Origin of the sequence: Brevundimonas sp. EYE_349 (genome assembly GCF_023147505.1) — a bacterium.
In the GTDB taxonomy this organism is placed as follows: domain Bacteria; phylum Pseudomonadota; class Alphaproteobacteria; order Caulobacterales; family Caulobacteraceae; genus Brevundimonas.
On the sequence record NZ_JAHXPB010000001.1, the window covers coordinates 492,076 to 511,686 of the forward strand.

The window sequence follows — 19,611 nt, forward strand, 5'->3', positions numbered from 1 at the left end:
CTTCGGTCAGGCGGGAGAAGCCGAACGCTCTACCCGCCCGCGCCGTCACGGGCAACGCGGAAGCCAATGCACCCGGCGCAGAATCAAGCCTACAACCCCTGACATGGCCACGGTTCGTCCCGATACGCTGGCGGCGTCGCTCGCGCGCATTTTCGAAGGTCGAATGATCTACCGGGCCAGCTGGTTCGCCCTGACCGGCGGAGAGCCGCTGTTTGCTCAGGGCGATCCGGCCGACACCCTGTATCTGCTGCGCTCGGGCCGCCTGGGCGTCTTCAAGCTGGAGCCGGACCAGCCCGCCCAGTTGCTGGGCGTGGTCAAGGCGGGCGAGCCGGTGGGCGAGATGGCCATGCTGGCCGGCACGCCCCACACCGCCACCGTCGTCGCCCTGCGCGACAGCGAGATCCTGGCCCTGCCGCGCGAAGCCTTCTTCGAGGCGGCCCGCACCGAACCCGACCTGATGGTCGAGCTGTCGCGCCTGATGATCCACCGCGCCCGCGAACGCACCGCCGGCGCATCAGAGCCCAGCGTCTTCGGCTTCGTTTCGGCCCGCCCCCGCCCCGTCCGCGCCTTCGTCGAACGGATCGGCGCGGCCATCCAGGCCATGGGCTTCACCTGTCAGGTCATCGACCAGTCGGCCCTGGCCTCGGCGTCCGAATGGTTCAGCCGGGTCGAGGGAGAACACGACTACGTCCTTTATGTCGCCGAACAGGATCAGCCCGGCTGGGCCAATCTGTGCGCCCGTCAGGTGGACCGCATGTTCATCGTCGGCAGCGGGCTTCTGGCCCCGCCGTCTTCCGTGCCGCGCCGTCATGGTTTCGGCGACGGCCGCCGCCTGACCGATCTGATCCTTCTGCGCGATCCGCGCATGCATCACCCGGCCAACACCCGCGTCTGGCTGGACGCGCTTCAGCCCGACCGCTGGTTCCACTGTGTCGAAGGGCTGGCGACCGACGCCGAGCGGATCGCCCGCGTCGTCACCGGCACGGCGGTCGGTCTGGTGCTGTCGGGCGGCGGCGCGCGCGCCTATTGCCACATAGGCGCGGTCAAGGCCTTGCAGGACGCCAGGGTCCCCATCGACTTCGCCGGCGGCGCCTCCATGGGCGCCGTGGTCGCGGCCGGCCCGGCCCTGGGCTGGGATCATGAACGGTTGGATTTCGAGATCCGCCGCGCCTTCGTGGAATCCGACCCCCTGTCCGATCTCGCCGTGCCGATCATCGCCATGTCCCGCGCCCGCAAGGTCGCGGGCCTGTTGCAGCGCGCCTATGGCGACATCGACCTGGCGGACCTGGCCCTGCCCTTCTTCGCGGTGTCGTCCAACCTGACCTCGGGCCGGATCGAGGTGCATCGCACCGGCCTGATGCGCCGGGCCATGCGCGCCTCCATCGCCATTCCCGGCGTCCTGCCGCCCGTCGTCATCGACGGTCAGGTGCTGGTGGACGGCGCCGTGCTTAAGAACTTTCCCACCAGCGTCATGCGCCAGCTGAACAGCGGCCCCATCGTCGGCGTGGACATGTCCCAAACGCGGGGCGTCGATCCGCAGGCGCTTGAGAACCCGCCGTCCTGGTGGAAATGGATCCTGTCGGGCGCCTGGAAGAGCGGGCCGCCCATCGTCTCCATCCTGATGCGCTCGGCGACCATCACCACCGACACCGAAATGGCGCAGGCCCGCGCCGACGCCGACGTCCTGGTCCTGCCCCAGGTCGCCGGCGCCGACATCCGCGACTGGAAGACCTACGACGCCCCGGTCGCCACCGGCTATTCGGCGATGAACGCAGCGCTCGACGCTCTACCCTGTCCCGTCTCGCAGATCAGGCATTGTCCCAAGGACGCTCTCCTGTCGGACGAAACGGAGGTCTAAAGCGGCGCGCAGGCCGCCTTCAGCCAATCGCCCGCCGCGCCGTCCACCAGCGGCCCGACCTTGGCCATGGTCTCGGCGTGATAGGCGTCGACATAGGCCCGTTCGTCCTGGGTCAGCATCTCGACGGCGATCAGCCGGCGGTCGATAGGCGCGAAGGTCAGCTGTTCGAACCCGTGCATCGGCCGCTCGCCGCCCTCGGGGACCACGGCCGGCGTCACCACCTGCAGGGTCTCGATACGGATGCCCCAGTGGCCTTCGCGGTAGTAGCCCGGCTCGTTGGACAGGATCATCCCTTCCAGCAGCGGCTGGCTGGTGCCCCATTTGGCGATCCGCTGCGGCCCCTCGTGGACGTCCAGATAACTGCCGACGCCGTGGCCCGTGCCGTGATCGTAATCCAGCCCCGCCGCCCACATCGGCGCCCGCGCGATGGCGTCCAGCGCCATGCCGCTGGTCCCGGCGGGGAAACGGATCGTGGCCATGGCGATATGGGACTTCAGGACCAGGGTGAACTTGCGCTTCTGATCCTCGGTCGGCTCGCCGATGGCCATGGTGCGGGTCACGTCGGTCGTGCCGTCCAGATATTGGCCGCCGCCGTCCACCAGCAGCAGCGAGCCCTTCTCCACCTTTCGGATCGTGGCGCCGACCGGCTTGTAGTGCGGCAGCGCCCCGTTCGGCCCGGCCCCGGCGATGGTGTCGAAGCTGAGGTCCTTCAGCGCGCCGGTCTCTTCGCGGAACCGCTCCAGCGTTTCGACCACCTCGCGCTCGTTCGGCAGGGTCTCCTGTGCAACCGTATCCACCCAATGCAGGAACCGGCTCAGCGCCGCCCCGTCGCGGATATGGGCCCGGCGGCTGCCCTCGATCTCGACCGCGTTCTTGGCGGCGCGCGGCACGGCGCATGGGTCCATCGCCCGCACCACCGTCGCCCCCGCCGCGTCCAGCCGGTCGAAATACCAGGCCGAGGACAGGGCGGGGTCGATCATCACCCTGCGCCCGGCCAGACCGTCCAGGGCCTCGCCCAACCGCTCCGGCGCCTCCAGCTGAACGGCGTCGCCCAGCCAGGCCGGCAGGGCGTTCGTCACCTTGGCCGGATCCAGGAACAGCCTGGCCCGACCATCCGCCTCGACCACGGCCTGGCCGATGGGCAGGGGCGAGCGGATCACGTCCCCGCCCCGCACATTGAACAGCCAGGCGATGGACATGGGCGCGGTCAGCACCACGGCGTCCGCGCCTGCCTCCGCCACCGCCTTGCCGATCCGCGCCCGCTTGGACGCGTGGTTCTCTCCTGAATAGACATCCTCGTGCGAAACGACCGGCGCCGTCGGCTGGGCCGGGCGATCCGCCCCCCAGGCCAGGTCCAGCGGATTGGCGTCCACCGCCCGCAACTCGGCCCCCGCCTTCTTCGCCGCCGCCTTGAAGGCGACCAGAGCGTCGGGGCTGTGCAGACGCGGATCATAGCCGATCACCGCCCCCCTGGCCGCCGTTTCCAGATAGGCGGCGACCTCGGTCAGCTCTCGCCGTTCGAACAGGGCCGGATCGGTCTGGGCCTTCACCTGCACCGTATAGCGGCCGTCGGTGAACATGCTGGCCCGATCCTGGAACACCACCGCCGCCCCGGCCGAGCCGGTGAAGCCGGTCGCCCAGGCCAGACGCTCGTTCGCGTCCGGCAGATACTCGTTCTGATGCTCGTCCTCGTGCGGGATCAGAAAGCCGTCCAACCCCTGCTTGGCCATCTCGGCGCGCAGCAGCGGCAGGTGTTTGGCCCCAAAGGACGGATCGGTCGTTTCGTCAAAGGTCTGGCGCATCATCTTTCCCTCAGGCCTTGCGTAGCTGCAGGGCGCTCCAGGCGTCGTGGTGGATGGTCTGTTCGACTGTGAAGCCCAGCGGCAGATAAGCCTCCAGCACCCGCTCCTCCTGCGTCCGCAACAGGCCCGACAGGATGGCGACCCCGCCCGACTTCAGGGCCGCGCCGATCTCGGGCGCCAGATGAACCAGCGGCGCGGCTAGGATGTTGGCGAACACCAGATCATAGGGCGCGTGCCGGGCGATGCGCGGATCGCTCAGACCGTCGGCGAAATAGAAGTCGCACTTGGCGTCGTTGATCTCGGCGTTCTCATTGGCGATGCGGGCCGAAGGTTCGTCGATGTCGGTGCCGACAGCGATGGGCGTGCCCGTCTTGGCCGCAGCAATGGCCAGGACCCCCGTGCCGCAGCCGACGTCCAGCACCTTGTCGAAGGTCTCGGTCTCCAACAGTTTGTCGAACGCCTCCAGACAGCCGACCGTCGTGCCGTGGTGGCCCGTGCCGAAGGCGGCGCCCGCGTCGATCTTCAGGTTCACACGGCCTTCCGGCACCTTGCCCTGATCGTGCGCGCCATAGACGAAGAACCGCCCGGCCTCGACCGGCGGCAGGCCCGACAGCGACATGGCGAGCCAGTCGGCGTCGGCCAGTTTCTCGACCTCCACCGTCACCGCATGGTCGGCCAGAACCGCCTTCAGCCCCTCCACCTCGTCGTCGGTCGTGGGAAAGGCGTCGATGCGCCAGATCCCGCGATCCTCGTCCTCTTCCAGGATGGAATAGGTCGCGCCCTCCAGCCGGGGATCGAGGTCGATGGCGGCGGCGGCGGCCTCGGCGGCGGCTCGGGGGCCGCGGGCGATTATCTGAAGAGCGGACTCGGACATTTCTCAAACACCGGTATCATGGCGAATCATTGCGGCCCGGCGCTGTGCTGGCCCGTTTGTCGCGTTCGTCTAAACCGAGGGGTCGGGGAAATACATGGCCAAAGCACCATCCGCGTCTAAACCTGCCGCCGAAAAGCCGGCGACCGCCAAACCGGCGGCCAAGAAAGCCGCCGCTCCGAAAGCCGTGAAGCCCGCAGAACCGGCCAAGGCTGCGCCCAAGACCGCAGCCGCCAAGGCCCCGAACGTCAAGGCTCCGACCGCGAAGGCTGCACCCGCCAAGACCGCTGCGCCAAAGACTGCAGCCCCCAAGGCGGCTGCACCGAAGGCCGCCACGCCTGCCGCGACCAAGGCGGCCGCACCCGCTAAGAAGGCTGCGCCCGCCAAGGCCGCAACGCCCAAACCCGCCGCCAAGGCGCCTGCGGCGAAGTCGGCCGCTGCAAAGCCGGCCGCCAAGACTGCGCCCAAGGCCGCCGCGAAACCTGCGGCGAAGACCACCGCACCCAAGGCTGCCGCTCCGAAGACCGCCTCGCCGAAGGCCGCTGTAGCGCCCAAGGCCGAAACCAAGGCTCCGGTCGCCGCCGCGCCGCCCGCTCCGGCTCCCGCGCCCGATCCGAAGCCCGTCGAAACGCCCAAGCCGACCGAAGCCGCCAAACCCGCAGAGGCGGCGAAGCCCGCTCCGGCTGCCACGCCGAAGGCGGAAGCGCCCAGGGCGGAAGAGAGCAAGGGCTTCTTCGCCAAGCTGGGCGACATGATCTTCGGCAAACGCTGATTTCGGACATCCCGCCAACCGGATCGCCGGACGGAGCCACCGTCCGGCGATTTGCGTTTAAGCTCACGCCCAGGCGCTAGTGCGCCGCACCGAAGTTGAGATGGAGATCGCCCGTGGCGGGACTGAAGGACAAACGCGGCTTCATCGACAAGGACCGGCTGGACCTGTCCGAACGTCAGGCGGTCGAATACTGGATGAAACGCTGGGGCGTGACGCGCGATCAGATCACAGCCGCCCACCGCAAAGTCGGCCGCATGACCAAGGATATCGCCGCCGAACTAGGCAAGAAGCGCTGATCCAAGCTGCCGATCACTCCAAGGATATCGATCGGACCCAGCCCGCCCTACCCCTGCTGGGCCGCGCGCAAAAACCATGAATACTTGACTTTGGCGCAGGGGCTTCTATATGCCCCCCAGCCTCGGGACAGGTCTGCGATACGCGCCGCCCGCTCGCCCAAAGAGGGGCGGTTCCGTCGCTGCTATGCACGCAGACGCTTTATCTTCCCTAGGATTCATGACCGAATTTTCCCAACTGGGCCTTTCGCCCACGACCCTGAAGGCCGTCGCAGAGACGGGCTACACGACCGCCACCCCCATTCAAGAACAGGCCATTCCGGTCGCCTTGGCCGGACGCGATGTTCTGGGCATCGCCCAGACCGGCACAGGCAAGACCGCCGCCTTCACCCTGCCCCTCGTCGAGCGGCTGGCGACGGGCCGCGCCCGCGCCCGGATGCCCCGCGCCATCGTCCTGGCCCCCACCCGCGAACTGGCCGACCAGGTCGCCGAGAGCTTCGCCAAATACGCCAAGGGCACCAAGCTTAGCTGGGTGCTGCTGATCGGCGGCGTTTCCATGGGCGACCAGGTCGCGGCGCTGAACAAGGGTGTCGATGTGCTGATCGCCACGCCCGGCCGCCTGCTGGACCTGTTCGAGCGCGGCAAGATGCTGCTGACAGGTGTCGAGATCATGGTCGTCGATGAAGCCGACCGCATGCTCGACATGGGCTTCATCCCCGACATCGAGCGCATTTTCAAACTGACGCCGCCGCGTCGCCAGACCCTGTTCTTCTCGGCGACCATGCCGCCCGAGATCACCCGCCTGACGACCGCCTTCCTCAAGGATCCGACCCGGATCGAGGCCTCGCGTCCGGCGATGACGGCCGACACCATCACCCAGTATCTGGTCCGCATCCCGACCAGCGACCCCAAGGCCAAGCGCACTGCTCTGCGCGTCCTGATCGAACGATCCGACGTCAAGAACGGCATCGTCTTCTGCAACCGCAAGTCCGAAGTCGATATCGTCGCCAAGTCCTTGCAGAAGCACGGTTTCGACGCCGCCGCCATCCACGGGGACCTGGATCAGGCCCACCGGATGAAGACTCTAGCCGACTTCCGCGCCGGCAATTTGAAAATCCTGGTCGCCTCCGACGTCGCCGCGCGCGGTCTGGACATCCCGGACGTCAGTCACGTCTTCAACTACGACGTCTCGCACCACGCCGACGACTATGTTCACCGCATCGGCCGCACCGGTCGCGCGGGTCGCCTGGGCCAAGCCTTCATGATCGTGACCCCGTCCGACGACAAGTCGCTGGATAAGGTGCTGAAGCTGATCAAGAAGGACCCGGAAGAACTGGTCTTGGACGACATCGACTTCGCCGCCATCAAGGATGGTCCGCGCCGTGACGACAAGCGCGGCGGTCGTGAACGGTCCGGCGAACGTGGGCGTGGACGCGCGCGGGGCGCCGAAACCCCGATCGTCGAACCGACCGAAGTCGCCGTCGCCGCCGACGCTCAGGACGCCGAACCCACGCGCAGCCGCAGCCGCCGCAAGGCGCGCCCCGACGCCAAGGTCGAGGTGGAAGCCCCATTGGCCATGGTCGAGGCCTCAGCCCCGGTCGAGACGCCGCGCGCCGCACGCGCCGACCGCGAACCTCAGCTGCTTCAGTCCGACCGTCGCGGCGACCGCAAGCCTGTCCGCGAGGACAACGGGCGTCAGGGCGTGCGGGGTTTCGGCGACGACATACCGGCTTTCCTGCGCCGCTCTGTGGTTGTCCGCGCCTGATTTGACGACAAGAAACGGCGTGCAGAAAATCCGCGCCGTTTACCCTGCATTACGGAACAGCCCTTAGTCTCCACCTCCAAGACGTTCCCAGAACGGGGCCGGGGGAAAGACGAATGTCCAAACAGGTCGAGACGGCGCTACGGGGCCCGCAAGCTTACGCCCTGGCGCGCAACGTCATCGCCGAGATGGAAAAGGCGGGCGTTTGGCCCACGCCGCTGAACTTCGAACTCTGGCTCCATTACGTCAGCGATCCCGACGGCGCCCTGGCGCGTGAGATTCGCCTGCTTCTCGAACAATCGGTCGCCATCTCCGACAAGACCGCCGAAATGCTGGCCGCCGAATTCCTGCCGCGCGGCCGTCTGCCGGACCAGATTCGCGATGTCGGCGCCGTTCTGGACCGCGAGCTGGCCAGCGTCGCCAACGCCATCGCCATGGCTCACAAGACCCAGGCCGATTACGGCGAGACCCTGGCCGACGCCTCCCACACCATGGAAAACGCCGAGGATCCGACGGCCCTGAAGTCCCTGGTCGGCGGCCTGACCACGGCGACCAAGCGGGTGCGCCGCGAGACGGCCATCCTGGAGAAGCGGCTGGAGAAGTCGAACAAGGAAGTCATTCGCCTGCGCGAGAACCTGGAGCAGGTCCGTCGCGACGCCATGACCGACGCCCTGACCAACCTGGCCAACCGCAAGGCGTTCGACGAACGGCTGGAAGCCGCCTGCGCGCCTGACGACGCTTCGCCGCTAGGTCTGGCCATCCTCGACATCGACCATTTCAAGCGTTTCAACGACACCTGGGGTCATCAGACGGGCGATCAGGTTCTGCGCTACGTCTCCACCGTCCTGTCCATTATCTGCGGCAATCACCGATTCGCCGCGCGGTTCGGGGGCGAAGAGTTTGCGATCATCTTCCCGGGCGAGAGCGCCGGCGTGGTGATGGCCGCCCTTGAAAGCATTCGCAGCGACGTGGCCTCTCGCGCTCTGCGCCGGCGCTCGACCAACGACGACCTGGGCTCTGTCACGATATCGGCTGGTTTCGCCCAGCGCCGCAAGGGCGAAACGGCCGCCAGCCTGCTGGAACGCGCCGACGCCGCGCTTTACGATTCCAAGCGCAAGGGGCGCAACTGCATCACCGCCGCCCCTGCGGCGGACCCGGCGCAGCGACAAGTCGCCTGATAACGGGCCTGACAAGGCCAAGCTTTCTGCCATAGTCGCCCGATGCGCAGCTTCGCCTTCAACATCGCCTACTGGATTCTTTCGATCGGCTATGGCCTGACCGCCGCCTTCGCGGCGCTGGCGCCTGGTCGCGGGCCGGCCAGCTGGGTCATCCGCCGCTATGTAAAGCGCATGGTCCAGGCCATGGCCCTGTTCGCCGGCATCCGCCTGCGGGTGCTGGGCAGGGAGCGACTGCCCGAAGGGGCCTTCATCATCGCCTCCAAGCACCAGAGTTGGGGCGACGGCTTCGCCACCTATGATCAGTTCGACGACCTGGCTTTCGTCACCGGCGACCACCTAGAGAAGTTTCCTTTGCTAGGCGGGGTGCTCAAGAAACTGGGGGCCATCGTCGTCAACTCCTGCGGCGGCCACGAAGCCCGAAAGGCCCTGGCCATGCGCGCCGCCGAAGCCCGCGCCGAAAACCGGAAGATTCTGATCTATCCCGAGGGTCACCTGGCCCCCGTTGGCCAGAAGTTCAAATATCGGTCGGGCGTCTGGCACATGTATCGCGACTTCGACATGCCGGTCGTTCCGCTGGCCACCAACCTCGGCCTGTTCTGGCCTGAGGAGAAGTATGAGAAGCACCCAGGCACGGCCACGCTCGACTTCCTGGAACCGATCCCGACCGGCTTGAAGAAAGAAGAGTTCATGGCTCATCTGGAAGCGGTGATAGAGGCCCGCTCCGCCGAGCTGGTCGCCGAGGCCAGGGGTCAGCCCGTTTCGCCTGCCGTGCTGATCGACACCCCGGCTAGGTAGCGGGTCTCGGCTTCTTCCCCGAGACCTTCTTCAGCGCAACCTCCAACGACCGCCGCGCCCAGGCGACCGCTTCCTCGGGATCGTCCAACGCCGTTTCCGGCAGAGTCCAATAGCTCATGCTCAGGGTCCGACCGTGCTTGGTCGGAAAGGTGAAGGGCCGCGACCCGGCCGCCACGAACGCCTCGCCCAGAGCGTCATCGCCCTTCAGCCAGACCACGCCGTGGTCCAACAGAGCGAAGATCACGCCAGAGGCATAGACCCCCGCGCCGCCGAACATCCGCTTGATCTCCAGCCGCGCCAGGCCGGCGAAATGCTCGCGCACCCATTCGCCGAAGTCCGCATCATAGGCCACGTCAGGCGCTGGCGGCCGGCACGATGGTCACGCTCTCGCCGCAGCCGCAGGCGTCCGTCTGGTTCGGATTATTGAACACGAATTTGGACGAAAGCCGCGTCGTCTCGTAGTCGATCTCGGTGCCGATCAGGAACAGCACGGCCTTGGGCTCGATCAGGATGGTCACGCCCTTGTCCTCGACCACCTCATCCAGCGGCTCGACCGCATCGGCATAGGCGAAGGTGTATTCTTGCCCCGCGCAGCCACCGTTCTTGACGCCGATGCGCAGACCGATGTGGTCATTCTCCGCGTTGTCCAGGATTTCACGCACGCGCTCGGCGGCGGCGTCGGTCAGGGTGACGGCCTTGGGGCGCGGACGACGCGGGCGGGATGTGGCTTGAAGCTCGGTCATCAGAACATATTCAAGGCGAGTTTCGCCTCGTCGCTCATCTTGGAGGAATCCCACGGCGGGTCGAACACCAGATTGGCCTTGGCGCTACGCACGCCCTCGACCTTCTCCACCGCCGTCTCGACCCAGCCCGGCATCTCGCCCGCGACCGGGCAACCGGGCGCCGTCAGGGTCATGTCCACCACCACGTCGCGATCGTCGTTCACGTCCACGCGATAGATCAGGCCCAGCTCATAGATGTCGACCGGGATTTCCGGGTCATAGACGGTCTTCAGCGCCTCGATCAGGTCTTCGGTCAGCTTGTCCAGCTCACCCTGCGACAAGGCGCTCTTCTGGGGTTCGTCCCAGGCGGTCTGGAAGGCGTCGCTGTCTTGAAGGGTCTCGTCGGTCATCGGGCTTTACACAAAGAAGTTCCGCGCCTTGATCAGCGCGTCCACGAAGGCGTCCGTATCCTCCAGGGTGTTATATAGGGCGAAGGAGGCGCGCGTGCTCGACGTCACGCCCAATCTTTTCGCCAGCGGCTCGGCGCAGTGGGTTCCGGCCCGCACGGCGACGCCGTAGCGGTCCATGATCTGGGCCACGTCATGGGCGTGCGCGCCTTCTACGGCGAAGGTTAGAAGTGCGCCCTTGCCCTCGGCCTGGCCCAGAATCCGCAGCCAGTTCTGACCCTGAAGCCGATCCAGCGCATGCTGATACAGGGCATGTTCATGCGCCTGCACCGCCGCGCGGTCATATTGCGCCAGCCAGTCCAGCGCCACGCCCAGACCGATGGCCTCCAGGATCGGCGGCGTGCCGGCCTCGAACCGATGCGGCGGCTTGGCGTATCTGATCTGATCCTGAGCCACCGTCTCGATCATCTCCCCGCCCCCCTGATAGGGCGGTAGAGTCTCCAGCGCCTCGGCCTTGCCATACAGGGCGCCGATGCCGGTGGGCGCAAACAGCTTGTGGCCCGTGATCACATAGAAGTCGCAGCCGATGGCCTGGACATCCGGCGTCGCATGGACCGCGCCCTGACAGCCGTCGATCAGCACCTGCGCACCAGCCGCATGGGCCAGTCGCGTAATCTCGGCGACCGGATTGATGGTGCCCAGCACGTTCGACATATGGGTCACCGCGACCATGCGCGTCCTTGGGCCCAACAGGTCGACGTAGGCCGCCATGTCCAGCGCGCCGTCGTCCTTGATCGGCGCCCATTTCAGCACCGCGCCGTAGCGCTCACGCAGAAAATGCCACGGCACGATGTTGGAGTGGTGCTCCATCTCGGTGACGATGATCTCGTCGCCCGGCTGGATCGACAGGCCCAGCCCGTTGGCCACCAGATTGATCGCCTCAGTCCCGCCCTTGGTCCAGACGATCTGGTCCGAGGTTTCCGCATTCAGGAACCGCGCCACGATCTCGCGCGCCTTCTCGAACGCCTCGGTCGCTTCGTTCGACAGGGTGTGCAGGCCGCGGTGGACGTTGGCGTAGCCGCCCTCCATCGTCGCGACCAGAGCGTCGATCACCGCGCGCGGCTTCTGCGCCGAGGCGGCGTTGTCCAGATAGATCAGCGGCTTGCCGTTCACCTGTCGCGACAGGATCGGAAACTGCGCCCGCACGGCGTAGGGATCGAACGTGGTCACAAGCGCGCCGTCAGCCATTCCCGCGCCACCTCTCTTGCGCCCTCGTGATCAATGCGGTCGATGACCTCGATCAGGAAGGCCTGGGTCAGCAGGGCGCGGGCCTCGTCGGCCGGAATGCCGCGCTGCTGCATGTAGAACAGGGCGCTTTCGTCCAGCGTCCCCACCGTATTGCCGTGCGCGCACTGCACATCGTCGGCATAGATGATCAGTTCCGGCTTGGCGTCGATCTCGGCCCGTTCGGAGGCGATCAGGGCGTGGTGGCCCATCCGCGCATCAGTCCCGTCCGCCCCGCGCTCAACTACGATCTTGCCCTGGAAGACGCCGCGCGCGGTATCGCGCGCCACGCCCTTGATCAACTGGCTCGTCGTGCCGTCGGCGGCCAGATGGCTGACGACCGAGGTCACGTCCGCATGGCGCGAACCGTTCAGCAGATACAGACCGTCGACCTGTGCGTGAGCGCCTTGCGCGAAATGCTTCACGCGCGTTTCCAGCCGCTGCAACTTGGCGCCGGTCGTTAGGACCGTCTGGCGAAACACGCCGCCCGCCTCGACGCGCACATCGGCCTCGGTGATGGAGATGGCGTCCTCGGGCTCCTCGACCAGAACCACGCGCGTCACATCCGCCCCCGCCGCCACATCCAGCTCCAGCCGGTTATGGGCCACATAGGCCGAGCCTGAGCCCTCGTGCGTTTCCAGGAGCAGCAGCCGCGCCCCTGCCCGCGCCGACACCCGCGCGCTGGCAGTATGGCCCGTGCCGACGGCGTCAGACACATAGCGAAGGCGCAGCGTCTGCTCGCCCGAGGCGATGAAGTCGGTCACGCCGATCGCGCGACCGTTGGCGAAGATGATCGCCTCGCCGCCCAGGTCGTCGAACACGCCGGGCGCAGACGCTTCCGCCTGCGGCGACGGCTGCGGCGCTTCGCGAAGATACCGCTTCAGGTCGCTGTACTTCCACGCCTCGACCCGCCTTGTCGGGAAGGTGGAGGCGTCCGTCAGGTCAATCCGGGAAGCGGGCGTCATGCGGCTTCGGGCAGATACTTGTCGTACCCTTCCGCCTCCAACTGCAGCGCCAGTTCCGGCCCGCCCGAGGCCACGATGCGACCGCCGGCCAGCACATGCACCCGGTCGGGTTTGATGTAGTCCAGCAGGCGCTGATAATGGGTGATGACCAGCATGGCGCGGTCGGGCGAGCGCAGCGCGTTCACCCCTTCCGACACGATGCGCAGGGCGTCGATGTCCAGGCCCGAATCCGTCTCGTCCAATATCAGCAGCGACGGCTCCAGCAGGGCCATCTGCAGGATCTCCATCCGCTTCTTCTCGCCGCCGGAGAAGCCGACGTTCAGCGGCCGCTTCAGCATCTCAAAATCCATCTTCAACGCCTTGGACGCCTCGCGCACCAGCTTCAGGAAGGCCGGCGCGGCCACCTCCTCCTCGCCCCGCGCGCGCCGCTGGGCGTTCAGGGCCGTGCGTACAAACGTCAGCGCCGGCACGCCGGGAATCTCGATCGGATACTGGAAGGACAGGAAGACGCCCTTTGCCGCGCGTTCGGCGGGTTCCAGCGCCAGCAGGTCGTCGCCCGCCCATTCGACCGCGCCTTCGGTCGCCTCATAGCCCGGCCGACCCGACAGGGCGTAACCCAGCGTCGACTTGCCCGCCCCGTTCGGCCCCATGATGGCGTGCACCTCGCCCGCTGGAACATCGAGCGTCAGGCCCTTGAGGATCGGCTTTTCGCCGACGGAGACGTGGAGGTTGTTGATCTTCAGCATTGTTCTTCTTTACCCGACCGAGCCTTCAAGGCTGATCGCCACTAGTTTTTGCGCCTCGACGGCGAACTCCATCGGCAGCTTCTGCATGACATCGCGGACGAAGCCGTTGACCAGCAGGGCCACCGCCTCCTCCTGCGACAGGCCGCGTTGCTGGGCGTAGAACAGCTGGTCGTCGGACAACCGAGTCGTCGTCGCCTCGTGCTCCAGCTGAGCCGAGCCGTTGCGGGCCTCGATATAGGGGATGGTGTGCGAGCCGCACTCCTTGCCGATCAGCAAGCTGTCGCACTGGGTGAAGTTGCGTACCCCCGTCGCCTTCGGATGCACCGAGACCAGACCGCGATAGGTCGAGTCCGACCGACCCGCCGACACCGCCTTGGCGATGATCCGCGACTTCGAGTTCTTGCCCAGGTGGATCATCTTGGTGCCGGTGTCCGCCTGCTGATGCCCGTTGGTGATGGCGATGGAATAGAATTCGCCCGAGCTTTCCTCGCCCTTCAGGATGCACGAAGGATACTTCCAGGTTACGGCCGAACCCGTCTCGACCTGGGTCCACGACACCTTGGACCGGTCGCCCCGGCAATCCGCCCGTTTGGTGACGAAGTTGTAGATGCCGCCCTTGCCCTCGGCGTCGCCGGGGTACCAATTCTGGACGGTCGAGTATTTCACCTCGGCGTCGTCCAGCGCCACGATCTCGACCACCGCCGCATGCAGTTGGTTCTCGTCGCGCATCGGCGCGGTGCAGCCCTCTAGGTAGGAGACGTAAGCCCCCTTGTCGGCGATAATCAGCGTCCGCTCGAACTGCCCGGTCTGGCTGGCGTTGATGCGGAAATAGGTCGACAGCTCCATCGGGCATTTCACGCCGGGCGGGATGTAGACGAACGAGCCGTCCGAAAAGACCGCGCTATTCAGGGCCGCGAAATAGTTGTCCGAGACCGGCACCACCGACCCCAGATATTGACGCACCAGATCAGGATATTCGCGCAAGGCCTCGGAAATCGGCATGAAAATCACGCCGACCTTGGCCAGTTCCTCCTTGAAGGTGGTAACCACGGACACGCTGTCGAACACGGCGTCCACGGCGACCTTGGGCGCGCCCTGCACCCCCGCCAGCACCTCCTGCTCCTTCAGCGGAATGCCCAGCTTCTTGTAGACTTCCAGTATCTCGGGATCGACCTCGTCCAGAGACTTCGGGCCTTCCTTCTGCTTGGGCGCCGCATAGTAGAACAGGTCCTGATAATCGACCAGCTCATACTTCACGGCCGCCCAGGTCGGTTCCTCCATCGCCAGCCAGCGCTCATAGGCGGCCAGACGCCATTCCAGCATCCATTCCGGCTCGCCCTTCTTCTCGGAGATGAAACGGACGATGTCGGCGTTCAGGCCACGCGGCGCGAACTCCTGCTCGATGTCGGAGGTAAAGCCGTGCGCGTACTTCTCCAGCGCGGCGACGGCGTCGATGGTTTCCTTGACGGCGGCCATCAGGCGACCTCTCTCACGCGCTCGGCGGCGCGTGTCTTATGCTTGTTGTAGGCGGCGACCCAGGCGTCGGCGAACCTTGCCCAGTCATTTTCACTCGTCCCCCAGCCGCCGGAGACGCGCACGCCCCCGGTCGCCAGGGTGTTCAGGCCCATGGCGCTGATGGTCTTGGACGGCTTGACCTTGCCAGAAGAACAGGCCGAACCCGCCGACACCATGACGCCGGTCATATCAAGAATGATAAGTTGTTGCGGGCTGTCCCAGCCTTCGACCGCCATGAACAGGGTGTTGGGCAGACGCGGAACCGCGCCGCCAATGATGACGGCGCCCGCCGCCACGACCTTGGCCTCGGCTGCATCACGCCAGGCCACGTGCGATTCCATCGCCTCCAGATCACGCGCGGCGCAGTCGGCGGCGACGCCGAACCCCGCTATGCCTGGCACATTCTCGGTTCCGGCGCGCAGGCCCCGCTCCTGTCCGGCGCCATGCAGAATGCGGACGCCCGACACGCCTTCCTTCAGGATCAGCGCGCCCACGCCCTGCGGCCCGCCGAGCTTGTGCGCCGAGAGCGTCAGGCTGTCGGCGTCCAGCACCCGAATATCGACGCCGATCTTGCCCGCCGACTGGATGGCGTCGACGTGCAGCCAGCCGCCGGCCGCCCGCACCAGCGCAGCCGCATGACTAATCGGCTGGATCACGCCGCTTTCATTGTTTGCATGATGGATGGCGACCACGGCCCGGCCCGGACGGCTCAGCGCCTCAGCCAACCACTCCAGATCGACAACGCCATTGGCATCGACCGGCAGCACTTCGACCGGCGCACCCGCGTTCGCCGCCGTCTCGGCCACGCACGGATGCTCCGTCGCCGATACGATCAGACGCTCGCAGCCCGCCGCCAGCGCACTGGCGACGCCCTGGGCGTTGGCTTCGGTGCCGCCGCTGTTGAACACCACCGCCGTCGGGTCCGCCCCGACCAGTTCGCCAACCTGCGCCCGCGCCGTCTCGACCCGCGCCCGCGCGCGGCGGCCCGCCGCATGGACCGCAGAGGGGTTGCCGTTGTCGGCCAGGGCCTTCGCCATAATCTCCAGCACTTCCGGTCGCACCAGGGCTGAGGCGTTGTAATCCAAATAGACGCCGCTCATGCCGCGACCCCCACGGCCGAGGGCTCCACATTGCGCCGGCGCTGGCCCGTGCGGTTCATCACCACATCCTCCAGCGACACGCCGGCCAGATAGCGATGGATCTCGTCGCCCAGGTCTTCCCACAGATTATGCGTAATGCAGCGTTCGCCAGCCAGCATGCAGCCCTTGGGCGAGCCATGCGCCACGCAGCGCGTCGCCCGGATCGGCTCATCGACTGCCAGAACGATTTCCGCCACCACCGTCTCGTGCGCCGCCTTGGCCAGACGGTATCCGCCGCCCGGTCCCCGCACGCTCTTGACCAGTTCGCTTTTGCGCAGCCGGGCGAAAAGCTGCTCCAGATAGCTCAGCGAAATCTCCTGGCGCGCGGCGATTTCGGCCAGCGACACGGCCCGGATTTCGCCGCCCTCGCCGCGTCCGTTCTTGGCCAGATCGGCCATCGCCATCACGGCGTATCGTCCCTTGGTCGACAGACGCATTTCGCACCTTCAAAAATTGCGCGCTTTTCGGGGCTCCTGTGCTAGAACCCGCGCCTTCGCAAAGGCGGCGCGCTTGCGGAGGGACTTATAAAGTCCCACCTCCGCGGTCAAGTATTACGCACTCGCGAAATGACAGTTGAACGGATTCCAGAGCCCCTATGCCTGAAGTCATCCTGCCCGGCGCCTCCGGTCGCATCGAAGGCCGCTATTCTCCCGGCAAGCGCCCGAACGCTCCGATCGCCCTGATTCTGCACCCGCACCCCAAGGCGGGCGGGCATATGAACAACCCGGTCGCGGTCACCCTGCACCAGCTGTTCCAGCAGCGCGGCTTCGCCACCCTGCGCTACAATTCGCGCGGCGTGGGCAAGTCGCAGGGCGAGTTCGATAGCGGCATCGGCGAGCTGGCGGACGCCGCCACTGCGCTGGACTGGCTGCAGTCAAACAACCCCGGCGCCAGCCAGACCTGGGTCGCCGGCTATCAGTTCGGCGCCTATATCGGCATGCAACTGCTGATGCGCCGCCCCGAGACGGATGGCTTCATCTCGGTGTCGCCGCCGTCGAACATGTACGATTTCAGCTTCCTGGCCCCCTGCCCGGCGTCCGGCCTGTTCCTGCACGGCACCGCGGACACGATCGTGCCCCCGGTCGAGGTCGAGCGCGTGGTCAACAAGCTGCGCACCCAGAAGGGCATCGTCATCGACTACGAACTGGAAGAGGGCGCCAGCCACTTCTGGCAGGACCACATGAGCGCGGTCGAAACCCGCGTCGGCGCCTATCTGGACAAGCGCCTGGAAGAAAAGCCCGCCTGACCCTAGATACGCGGTCGCCTTCAGGAGACCCCGTATGCGGCACGACATTGTCATCATCGGCGGCGGCGCGGGCGGGTTGGAGCTTGCCTCCCGTCTGGGTCGCCGGTTTGGCCCGCGTGAGGGGCGCCGCCGCGTCCTGCTGATCGACCGATCCATTTTCCACCTGTGGAAGCCCAGCCTGCACGAGGTCGCGGCCGGATCGCTGGATTCGCACCAGGAGGGTCTGTCCTATCCGGTCTTGGCGCGCCGCAACCATTTCAGCTTCGCTTTCGGCGACCTGACGGGGCTGGACGCCGACGACAAGACCCTGACCCTGGCCGAAATCCGCGACGACGACGGCGAGGTGCTGGTCGCGCCCCGCACCCTCGGCTTCGAGACCCTGGTTCTGGCCATCGGCAGCGGCTCGAACCTGTTCGGGACGACGGGCGCCGCCGAACACGCCCATCTGCTGGAGAATGTCTCCGACGCCGAAGCCTTCAATCGACGCCTGACCTCAGCCTTTCTGGCGACGGCCTATTCGGACGAGCGGACGCTGAACATCGCCATCGTCGGGGCCGGCGCGACGGGGGTGGAGCTGTCCACCGAACTGATCGAGGGTCATGACGAACTGTCCGCCGGCCTGACGTCGGACCAGAAGTTCGATCTGGCCGTCACCCTCGTCGAGGCTGCGCCCCGCATCCTGGGCGGCCTGCCCGAGCGCGTCTCGACAAAGGCAGCCCATGCGCTTCAAGCCAAGGGCGTGCGCCTATTGACCGACGCCAAGGTCAACGCCGTCCATGCCGACCGGCTCGATACCTCGAAGGGCGATGTACCCGCCGACCTCATCGTCTGGGCCGCCGGCGTCAAGGCGGCCGACACCAACCCGGACCTGGGACTGGCGACGGGGCGGCTGAACCAGTTCGTCGTGGACGACCATCTGCGCACCTCGGCGCCGGGCGTATACGCCATGGGCGACTGCGCCGAGGCGCCCGGTCCAGACAGCCGCCCCGTGCCCGCCCGGGCCCAGGCGGCGGCCCAACAGGCCGCCTATCTTGCCAAGGCCCTTTCCCATCCCGGCCGCGATCCCGGCCCCTACGTCTATCGCGACAAGGGTTCGCTGGTGTCGCTGGGCGGGGACAAGGGCGTGGGCGCCTTAATGGGCGGCCTGGGCGGTCAGAACTTCCTGATCGAGGGCCTGGTCGCCAAATGGGCCTATATGGCGCTGCATCTGGATCATCACCGCGCCATTCTGGGGGTGCGCCGCACGATCCTGCTGGCCCTGTCGCGCCTGCTTCATCGCCGCGTTTCCGGGCGGCTGAAACTGCACTGATACGGGCGGTTAAGGCTTGATCGTCATGATCGCGCCGAAACTGTCGCGAGCCGTCCCATGCGTCTGATCCCGCCCACCCTCCTCGTCGGCGCCCTTCTGCTGTCGTCGCCTGTGGCGGCGCAGGATCGGGTGCAGCGCGAATTCTGCGCCGACCGTCCGGGTCAGGGGACGCCCGCCTGTGTCCTGGACCAGGGGCGCTGGCAGGTCGAACTGGGCCTGTTCGACGCCAGCCGCCAGAGCGACGACGGCGCCAGGATCCGCGCATGGGACGCGGGCGACCTGCTGGTCCGTTACGGCCTGACCGGCCTGACCGAACTGCAGATGGGCCTGACCAGTTGGAATCATGAGACCGTCACCGACCGCGCCAGCGGCGCGCGCGAGGTGTCGAAAGGGGTCGGCGACCTGACGCTCGCGCTGCGTCATTCGCTGGCCAATCCCGACGGTTCGGGCGTGTCCGCGGCGGTTCAGGGATTCGTCACCGCACCGACCGGCGCCCGCGACATCCGCGCCGACGGGTTCGAAGGCGGAGTGATCTTGCCCGTTTCGCTGCCGCTCGACGCCGATTGGAGCCTCAGCCTGTCGCCTCAGGTCGGCTGGGTGTCCAATGCGGACGGCGAGGGTCGCCATGCGGCGTACACGATGGTCGCCGGCCTGGGTCGCGACATCGGTCAGTGGAACCTGGGCGCCGAACTCTGGATCAGCCGCGACGACGATCCCGCGCAGCCGACCACCCAGTCCACCTTCGATCTGACCGCCGCCTGGTCGCCCCCCGCCCTGCCCGACGCCCAGTTGGACTTCGGCGTCAACCTGGGCCTGAACGACGATAGCCCCGATGTGGCTTTCGGCGTTGGTGTCGCCCGGCGGTTCTGAGACGATTGCGACAGTTGCGTTCCACGTGACAGATTGTCTTGTCCAAGCCGCAACCATCGCTGGCGGCGTCGTCAATG

At 66.8% G+C, this 19,611-nt stretch carries 20 protein-coding genes; 9 read left to right on the forward strand and 11 right to left on the reverse strand.

Annotation, left to right across the window (positions count from 1 at the left end; translation table 11 throughout):
• Positions 1-103 precede the first annotated feature (103 nt).
• Positions 104-1,858: a patatin-like phospholipase family protein gene (locus tag KZX42_RS02650; protein WP_248116827.1), complete on the forward strand. Its 1,755-nt coding sequence runs from the start codon at positions 104-106 to the stop codon at positions 1,856-1,858.
• Here KZX42_RS02650 and KZX42_RS02655 read toward each other — a convergent pair.
• Together KZX42_RS02655 and KZX42_RS02660 are read right to left on the reverse strand one after the other, a co-directional pair.
• Complete coding sequence (locus KZX42_RS02655) at positions 1,855-3,660, reverse strand: aminopeptidase P family protein (protein WP_248116830.1); 1,806 nt, start codon at positions 3,658-3,660, stop codon at positions 1,855-1,857. The two genes, KZX42_RS02650 and KZX42_RS02655, sit on opposite strands and share 4 nt — an antisense overlap.
• A 10-nt stretch (positions 3,661-3,670) precedes the next feature.
• The gene (locus KZX42_RS02660) at positions 3,671-4,534 is read right to left on the reverse strand and encodes a 50S ribosomal protein L11 methyltransferase (RefSeq protein WP_248116832.1); all 864 of its coding nucleotides are present in this window, start codon (positions 4,532-4,534) and stop codon (positions 3,671-3,673) included.
• A 94-nt stretch (positions 4,535-4,628) separates the two neighbouring features.
• Here KZX42_RS02660 and KZX42_RS02665 point away from each other — a divergent pair, with 94 nt between their 5' ends.
• From KZX42_RS02665 to KZX42_RS02685, 5 genes are all read left to right on the forward strand, one after another.
• A complete protein-coding gene (locus KZX42_RS02665) occupies positions 4,629-5,303 on the forward strand; it encodes a hypothetical protein (RefSeq protein ID WP_248116834.1) in 675 nt (224 codons plus the stop codon).
• A gap of 113 nt (positions 5,304-5,416) precedes the next feature.
• On the forward strand, positions 5,417-5,599 hold the full coding sequence (locus tag KZX42_RS02670; protein WP_047413801.1) for a DUF3606 domain-containing protein: 183 nt from the start codon (positions 5,417-5,419) through the stop codon (positions 5,597-5,599).
• Positions 5,600-5,816: 217 nt separating this feature from the next.
• Positions 5,817-7,361 carry a DEAD/DEAH box helicase gene (locus tag KZX42_RS02675; RefSeq protein ID WP_248116836.1) on the forward strand — a complete coding sequence of 515 codons (1,545 nt, stop codon included), beginning with the start codon at positions 5,817-5,819 and terminating at the stop codon, positions 7,359-7,361.
• A 113-nt stretch (positions 7,362-7,474) separates the two neighbouring features.
• Positions 7,475-8,536: a GGDEF domain-containing protein gene (locus KZX42_RS02680; protein WP_248116838.1), complete on the forward strand. Its 1,062-nt coding sequence runs from the start codon at positions 7,475-7,477 to the stop codon at positions 8,534-8,536.
• A 42-nt stretch (positions 8,537-8,578) separates the two neighbouring features.
• Entirely contained in the window at positions 8,579-9,331 is a 753-nt protein-coding gene (locus KZX42_RS02685; RefSeq protein WP_248116839.1) for a 1-acyl-sn-glycerol-3-phosphate acyltransferase, read from the forward strand.
• On the opposite strand, the gene KZX42_RS02690 is transcribed toward KZX42_RS02685, so the two are convergent.
• Genes KZX42_RS02690 through KZX42_RS02730 form a run of 9 tightly spaced genes read right to left on the reverse strand, consistent with a single transcriptional unit; the run spans position 9,324 to position 16,546 of the window.
• Complete coding sequence (locus KZX42_RS02690; RefSeq protein ID WP_248116840.1) at positions 9,324-9,683, reverse strand: TfoX/Sxy family protein; 360 nt, start codon at positions 9,681-9,683, stop codon at positions 9,324-9,326. The two genes, KZX42_RS02685 and KZX42_RS02690, sit on opposite strands and share 8 nt — an antisense overlap.
• A 1-nt stretch (position 9,684) precedes the next feature.
• The gene (locus tag KZX42_RS02695) at positions 9,685-10,074 is read right to left on the reverse strand and encodes an iron-sulfur cluster assembly accessory protein (protein ID WP_248116841.1); all 390 of its coding nucleotides are present in this window, start codon (positions 10,072-10,074) and stop codon (positions 9,685-9,687) included.
• Entirely contained in the window at positions 10,074-10,463 is a 390-nt protein-coding gene (locus KZX42_RS02700) for an SUF system Fe-S cluster assembly protein (RefSeq protein ID WP_248116843.1), read from the reverse strand. Before KZX42_RS02700 ends, KZX42_RS02695 begins: the two co-directional genes overlap by 1 nt.
• Positions 10,464-10,469: 6 nt before the next feature.
• The gene (locus KZX42_RS02705; protein ID WP_248116845.1) at positions 10,470-11,708 is read right to left on the reverse strand and encodes a cysteine desulfurase; all 1,239 of its coding nucleotides are present in this window, start codon (positions 11,706-11,708) and stop codon (positions 10,470-10,472) included.
• The gene (gene sufD / locus KZX42_RS02710) at positions 11,687-12,709 is read right to left on the reverse strand and encodes a Fe-S cluster assembly protein SufD (protein ID WP_248116847.1); all 1,023 of its coding nucleotides are present in this window, start codon (positions 12,707-12,709) and stop codon (positions 11,687-11,689) included. Before sufD ends, KZX42_RS02705 begins: the two co-directional genes overlap by 22 nt.
• Positions 12,706-13,455, reverse strand: a complete 750-nt coding sequence (gene sufC, locus KZX42_RS02715; RefSeq protein ID WP_248116849.1) for a Fe-S cluster assembly ATPase SufC — start codon at positions 13,453-13,455, stop codon at positions 12,706-12,708. The genes sufD and sufC overlap by 4 nt, the downstream gene beginning before the upstream one ends.
• 9 nt (positions 13,456-13,464) lie before the next feature.
• A complete protein-coding gene (sufB, locus tag KZX42_RS02720; RefSeq protein ID WP_248116851.1) occupies positions 13,465-14,931 on the reverse strand; it encodes a Fe-S cluster assembly protein SufB in 1,467 nt (488 codons plus the stop codon).
• On the reverse strand, positions 14,931-16,070 hold the full coding sequence (locus KZX42_RS02725; protein WP_248116854.1) for a cysteine desulfurase family protein: 1,140 nt from the start codon (positions 16,068-16,070) through the stop codon (positions 14,931-14,933). Before KZX42_RS02725 ends, sufB begins: the two co-directional genes overlap by 1 nt.
• Positions 16,067-16,546 carry an Rrf2 family transcriptional regulator gene (locus KZX42_RS02730; RefSeq protein WP_248116856.1) on the reverse strand — a complete coding sequence of 160 codons (480 nt, stop codon included), beginning with the start codon at positions 16,544-16,546 and terminating at the stop codon, positions 16,067-16,069. The genes KZX42_RS02725 and KZX42_RS02730 overlap by 4 nt, the downstream gene beginning before the upstream one ends.
• A gap of 158 nt (positions 16,547-16,704) precedes the next feature.
• Here KZX42_RS02730 and KZX42_RS02735 point away from each other — a divergent pair, with 158 nt between their 5' ends.
• From KZX42_RS02735 to KZX42_RS02745, 3 genes are read left to right on the forward strand one after another with little or no spacing between them, the layout of a single operon-like run.
• Entirely contained in the window at positions 16,705-17,355 is a 651-nt protein-coding gene (locus KZX42_RS02735; protein ID WP_248116858.1) for an alpha/beta hydrolase, read from the forward strand.
• 34 nt (positions 17,356-17,389) lie between these two features.
• Entirely contained in the window at positions 17,390-18,664 is a 1,275-nt protein-coding gene (locus tag KZX42_RS02740) for an FAD-dependent oxidoreductase (RefSeq protein WP_248116860.1), read from the forward strand.
• A 57-nt stretch (positions 18,665-18,721) separates the two neighbouring features.
• The gene (locus KZX42_RS02745; RefSeq protein ID WP_248116862.1) at positions 18,722-19,534 is read left to right on the forward strand and encodes a transporter; all 813 of its coding nucleotides are present in this window, start codon (positions 18,722-18,724) and stop codon (positions 19,532-19,534) included.
• Positions 19,535-19,611 lie beyond the last annotated feature (77 nt).

What these genes read in the sequence shown, in the direction of transcription:
- KZX42_RS02650 (WP_248116827.1), top strand. Translation starts at nt 104, where the DNA reads ATGGCCACGGTTCGTCCCGATACGCTGGCGGCGTCGCTCGCGCGCATT.
- KZX42_RS02655 (WP_248116830.1), bottom strand. Translation starts at nt 3,660, where the DNA reads ATGCGCCAGACCTTTGACGAAACGACCGATCCGTCCTTTGGGGCCAAA.
- KZX42_RS02660 (WP_248116832.1), bottom strand. Translation starts at nt 4,534, where the DNA reads ATGTCCGAGTCCGCTCTTCAGATAATCGCCCGCGGCCCCCGAGCCGCC.
- KZX42_RS02665 (WP_248116834.1), top strand. Translation starts at nt 4,629, where the DNA reads ATGGCCAAAGCACCATCCGCGTCTAAACCTGCCGCCGAAAAGCCGGCG.
- KZX42_RS02675 (WP_248116836.1), top strand. Translation starts at nt 5,817, where the DNA reads ATGACCGAATTTTCCCAACTGGGCCTTTCGCCCACGACCCTGAAGGCC.
- KZX42_RS02680 (WP_248116838.1), top strand. Translation starts at nt 7,475, where the DNA reads ATGTCCAAACAGGTCGAGACGGCGCTACGGGGCCCGCAAGCTTACGCC.
- KZX42_RS02685 (WP_248116839.1), top strand. Translation starts at nt 8,579, where the DNA reads ATGCGCAGCTTCGCCTTCAACATCGCCTACTGGATTCTTTCGATCGGC.
- KZX42_RS02695 (WP_248116841.1), bottom strand. Translation starts at nt 10,074, where the DNA reads ATGACCGAGCTTCAAGCCACATCCCGCCCGCGTCGTCCGCGCCCCAAG.
- KZX42_RS02700 (WP_248116843.1), bottom strand. Translation starts at nt 10,463, where the DNA reads ATGACCGACGAGACCCTTCAAGACAGCGACGCCTTCCAGACCGCCTGG.
- KZX42_RS02705 (WP_248116845.1), bottom strand. Translation starts at nt 11,708, where the DNA reads ATGGCTGACGGCGCGCTTGTGACCACGTTCGATCCCTACGCCGTGCGG.
- sufD (WP_248116847.1), bottom strand. Translation starts at nt 12,709, where the DNA reads ATGACGCCCGCTTCCCGGATTGACCTGACGGACGCCTCCACCTTCCCG.
- sufC (WP_248116849.1), bottom strand. Translation starts at nt 13,455, where the DNA reads ATGCTGAAGATCAACAACCTCCACGTCTCCGTCGGCGAAAAGCCGATC.
- sufB (WP_248116851.1), bottom strand. Translation starts at nt 14,931, where the DNA reads ATGGCCGCCGTCAAGGAAACCATCGACGCCGTCGCCGCGCTGGAGAAG.
- KZX42_RS02725 (WP_248116854.1), bottom strand. Translation starts at nt 16,070, where the DNA reads ATGAGCGGCGTCTATTTGGATTACAACGCCTCAGCCCTGGTGCGACCG.
- KZX42_RS02730 (WP_248116856.1), bottom strand. Translation starts at nt 16,546, where the DNA reads ATGCGTCTGTCGACCAAGGGACGATACGCCGTGATGGCGATGGCCGAT.
- KZX42_RS02735 (WP_248116858.1), top strand. Translation starts at nt 16,705, where the DNA reads ATGCCTGAAGTCATCCTGCCCGGCGCCTCCGGTCGCATCGAAGGCCGC.
- KZX42_RS02740 (WP_248116860.1), top strand. Translation starts at nt 17,390, where the DNA reads ATGCGGCACGACATTGTCATCATCGGCGGCGGCGCGGGCGGGTTGGAG.
- KZX42_RS02745 (WP_248116862.1), top strand. Translation starts at nt 18,722, where the DNA reads ATGCGTCTGATCCCGCCCACCCTCCTCGTCGGCGCCCTTCTGCTGTCG.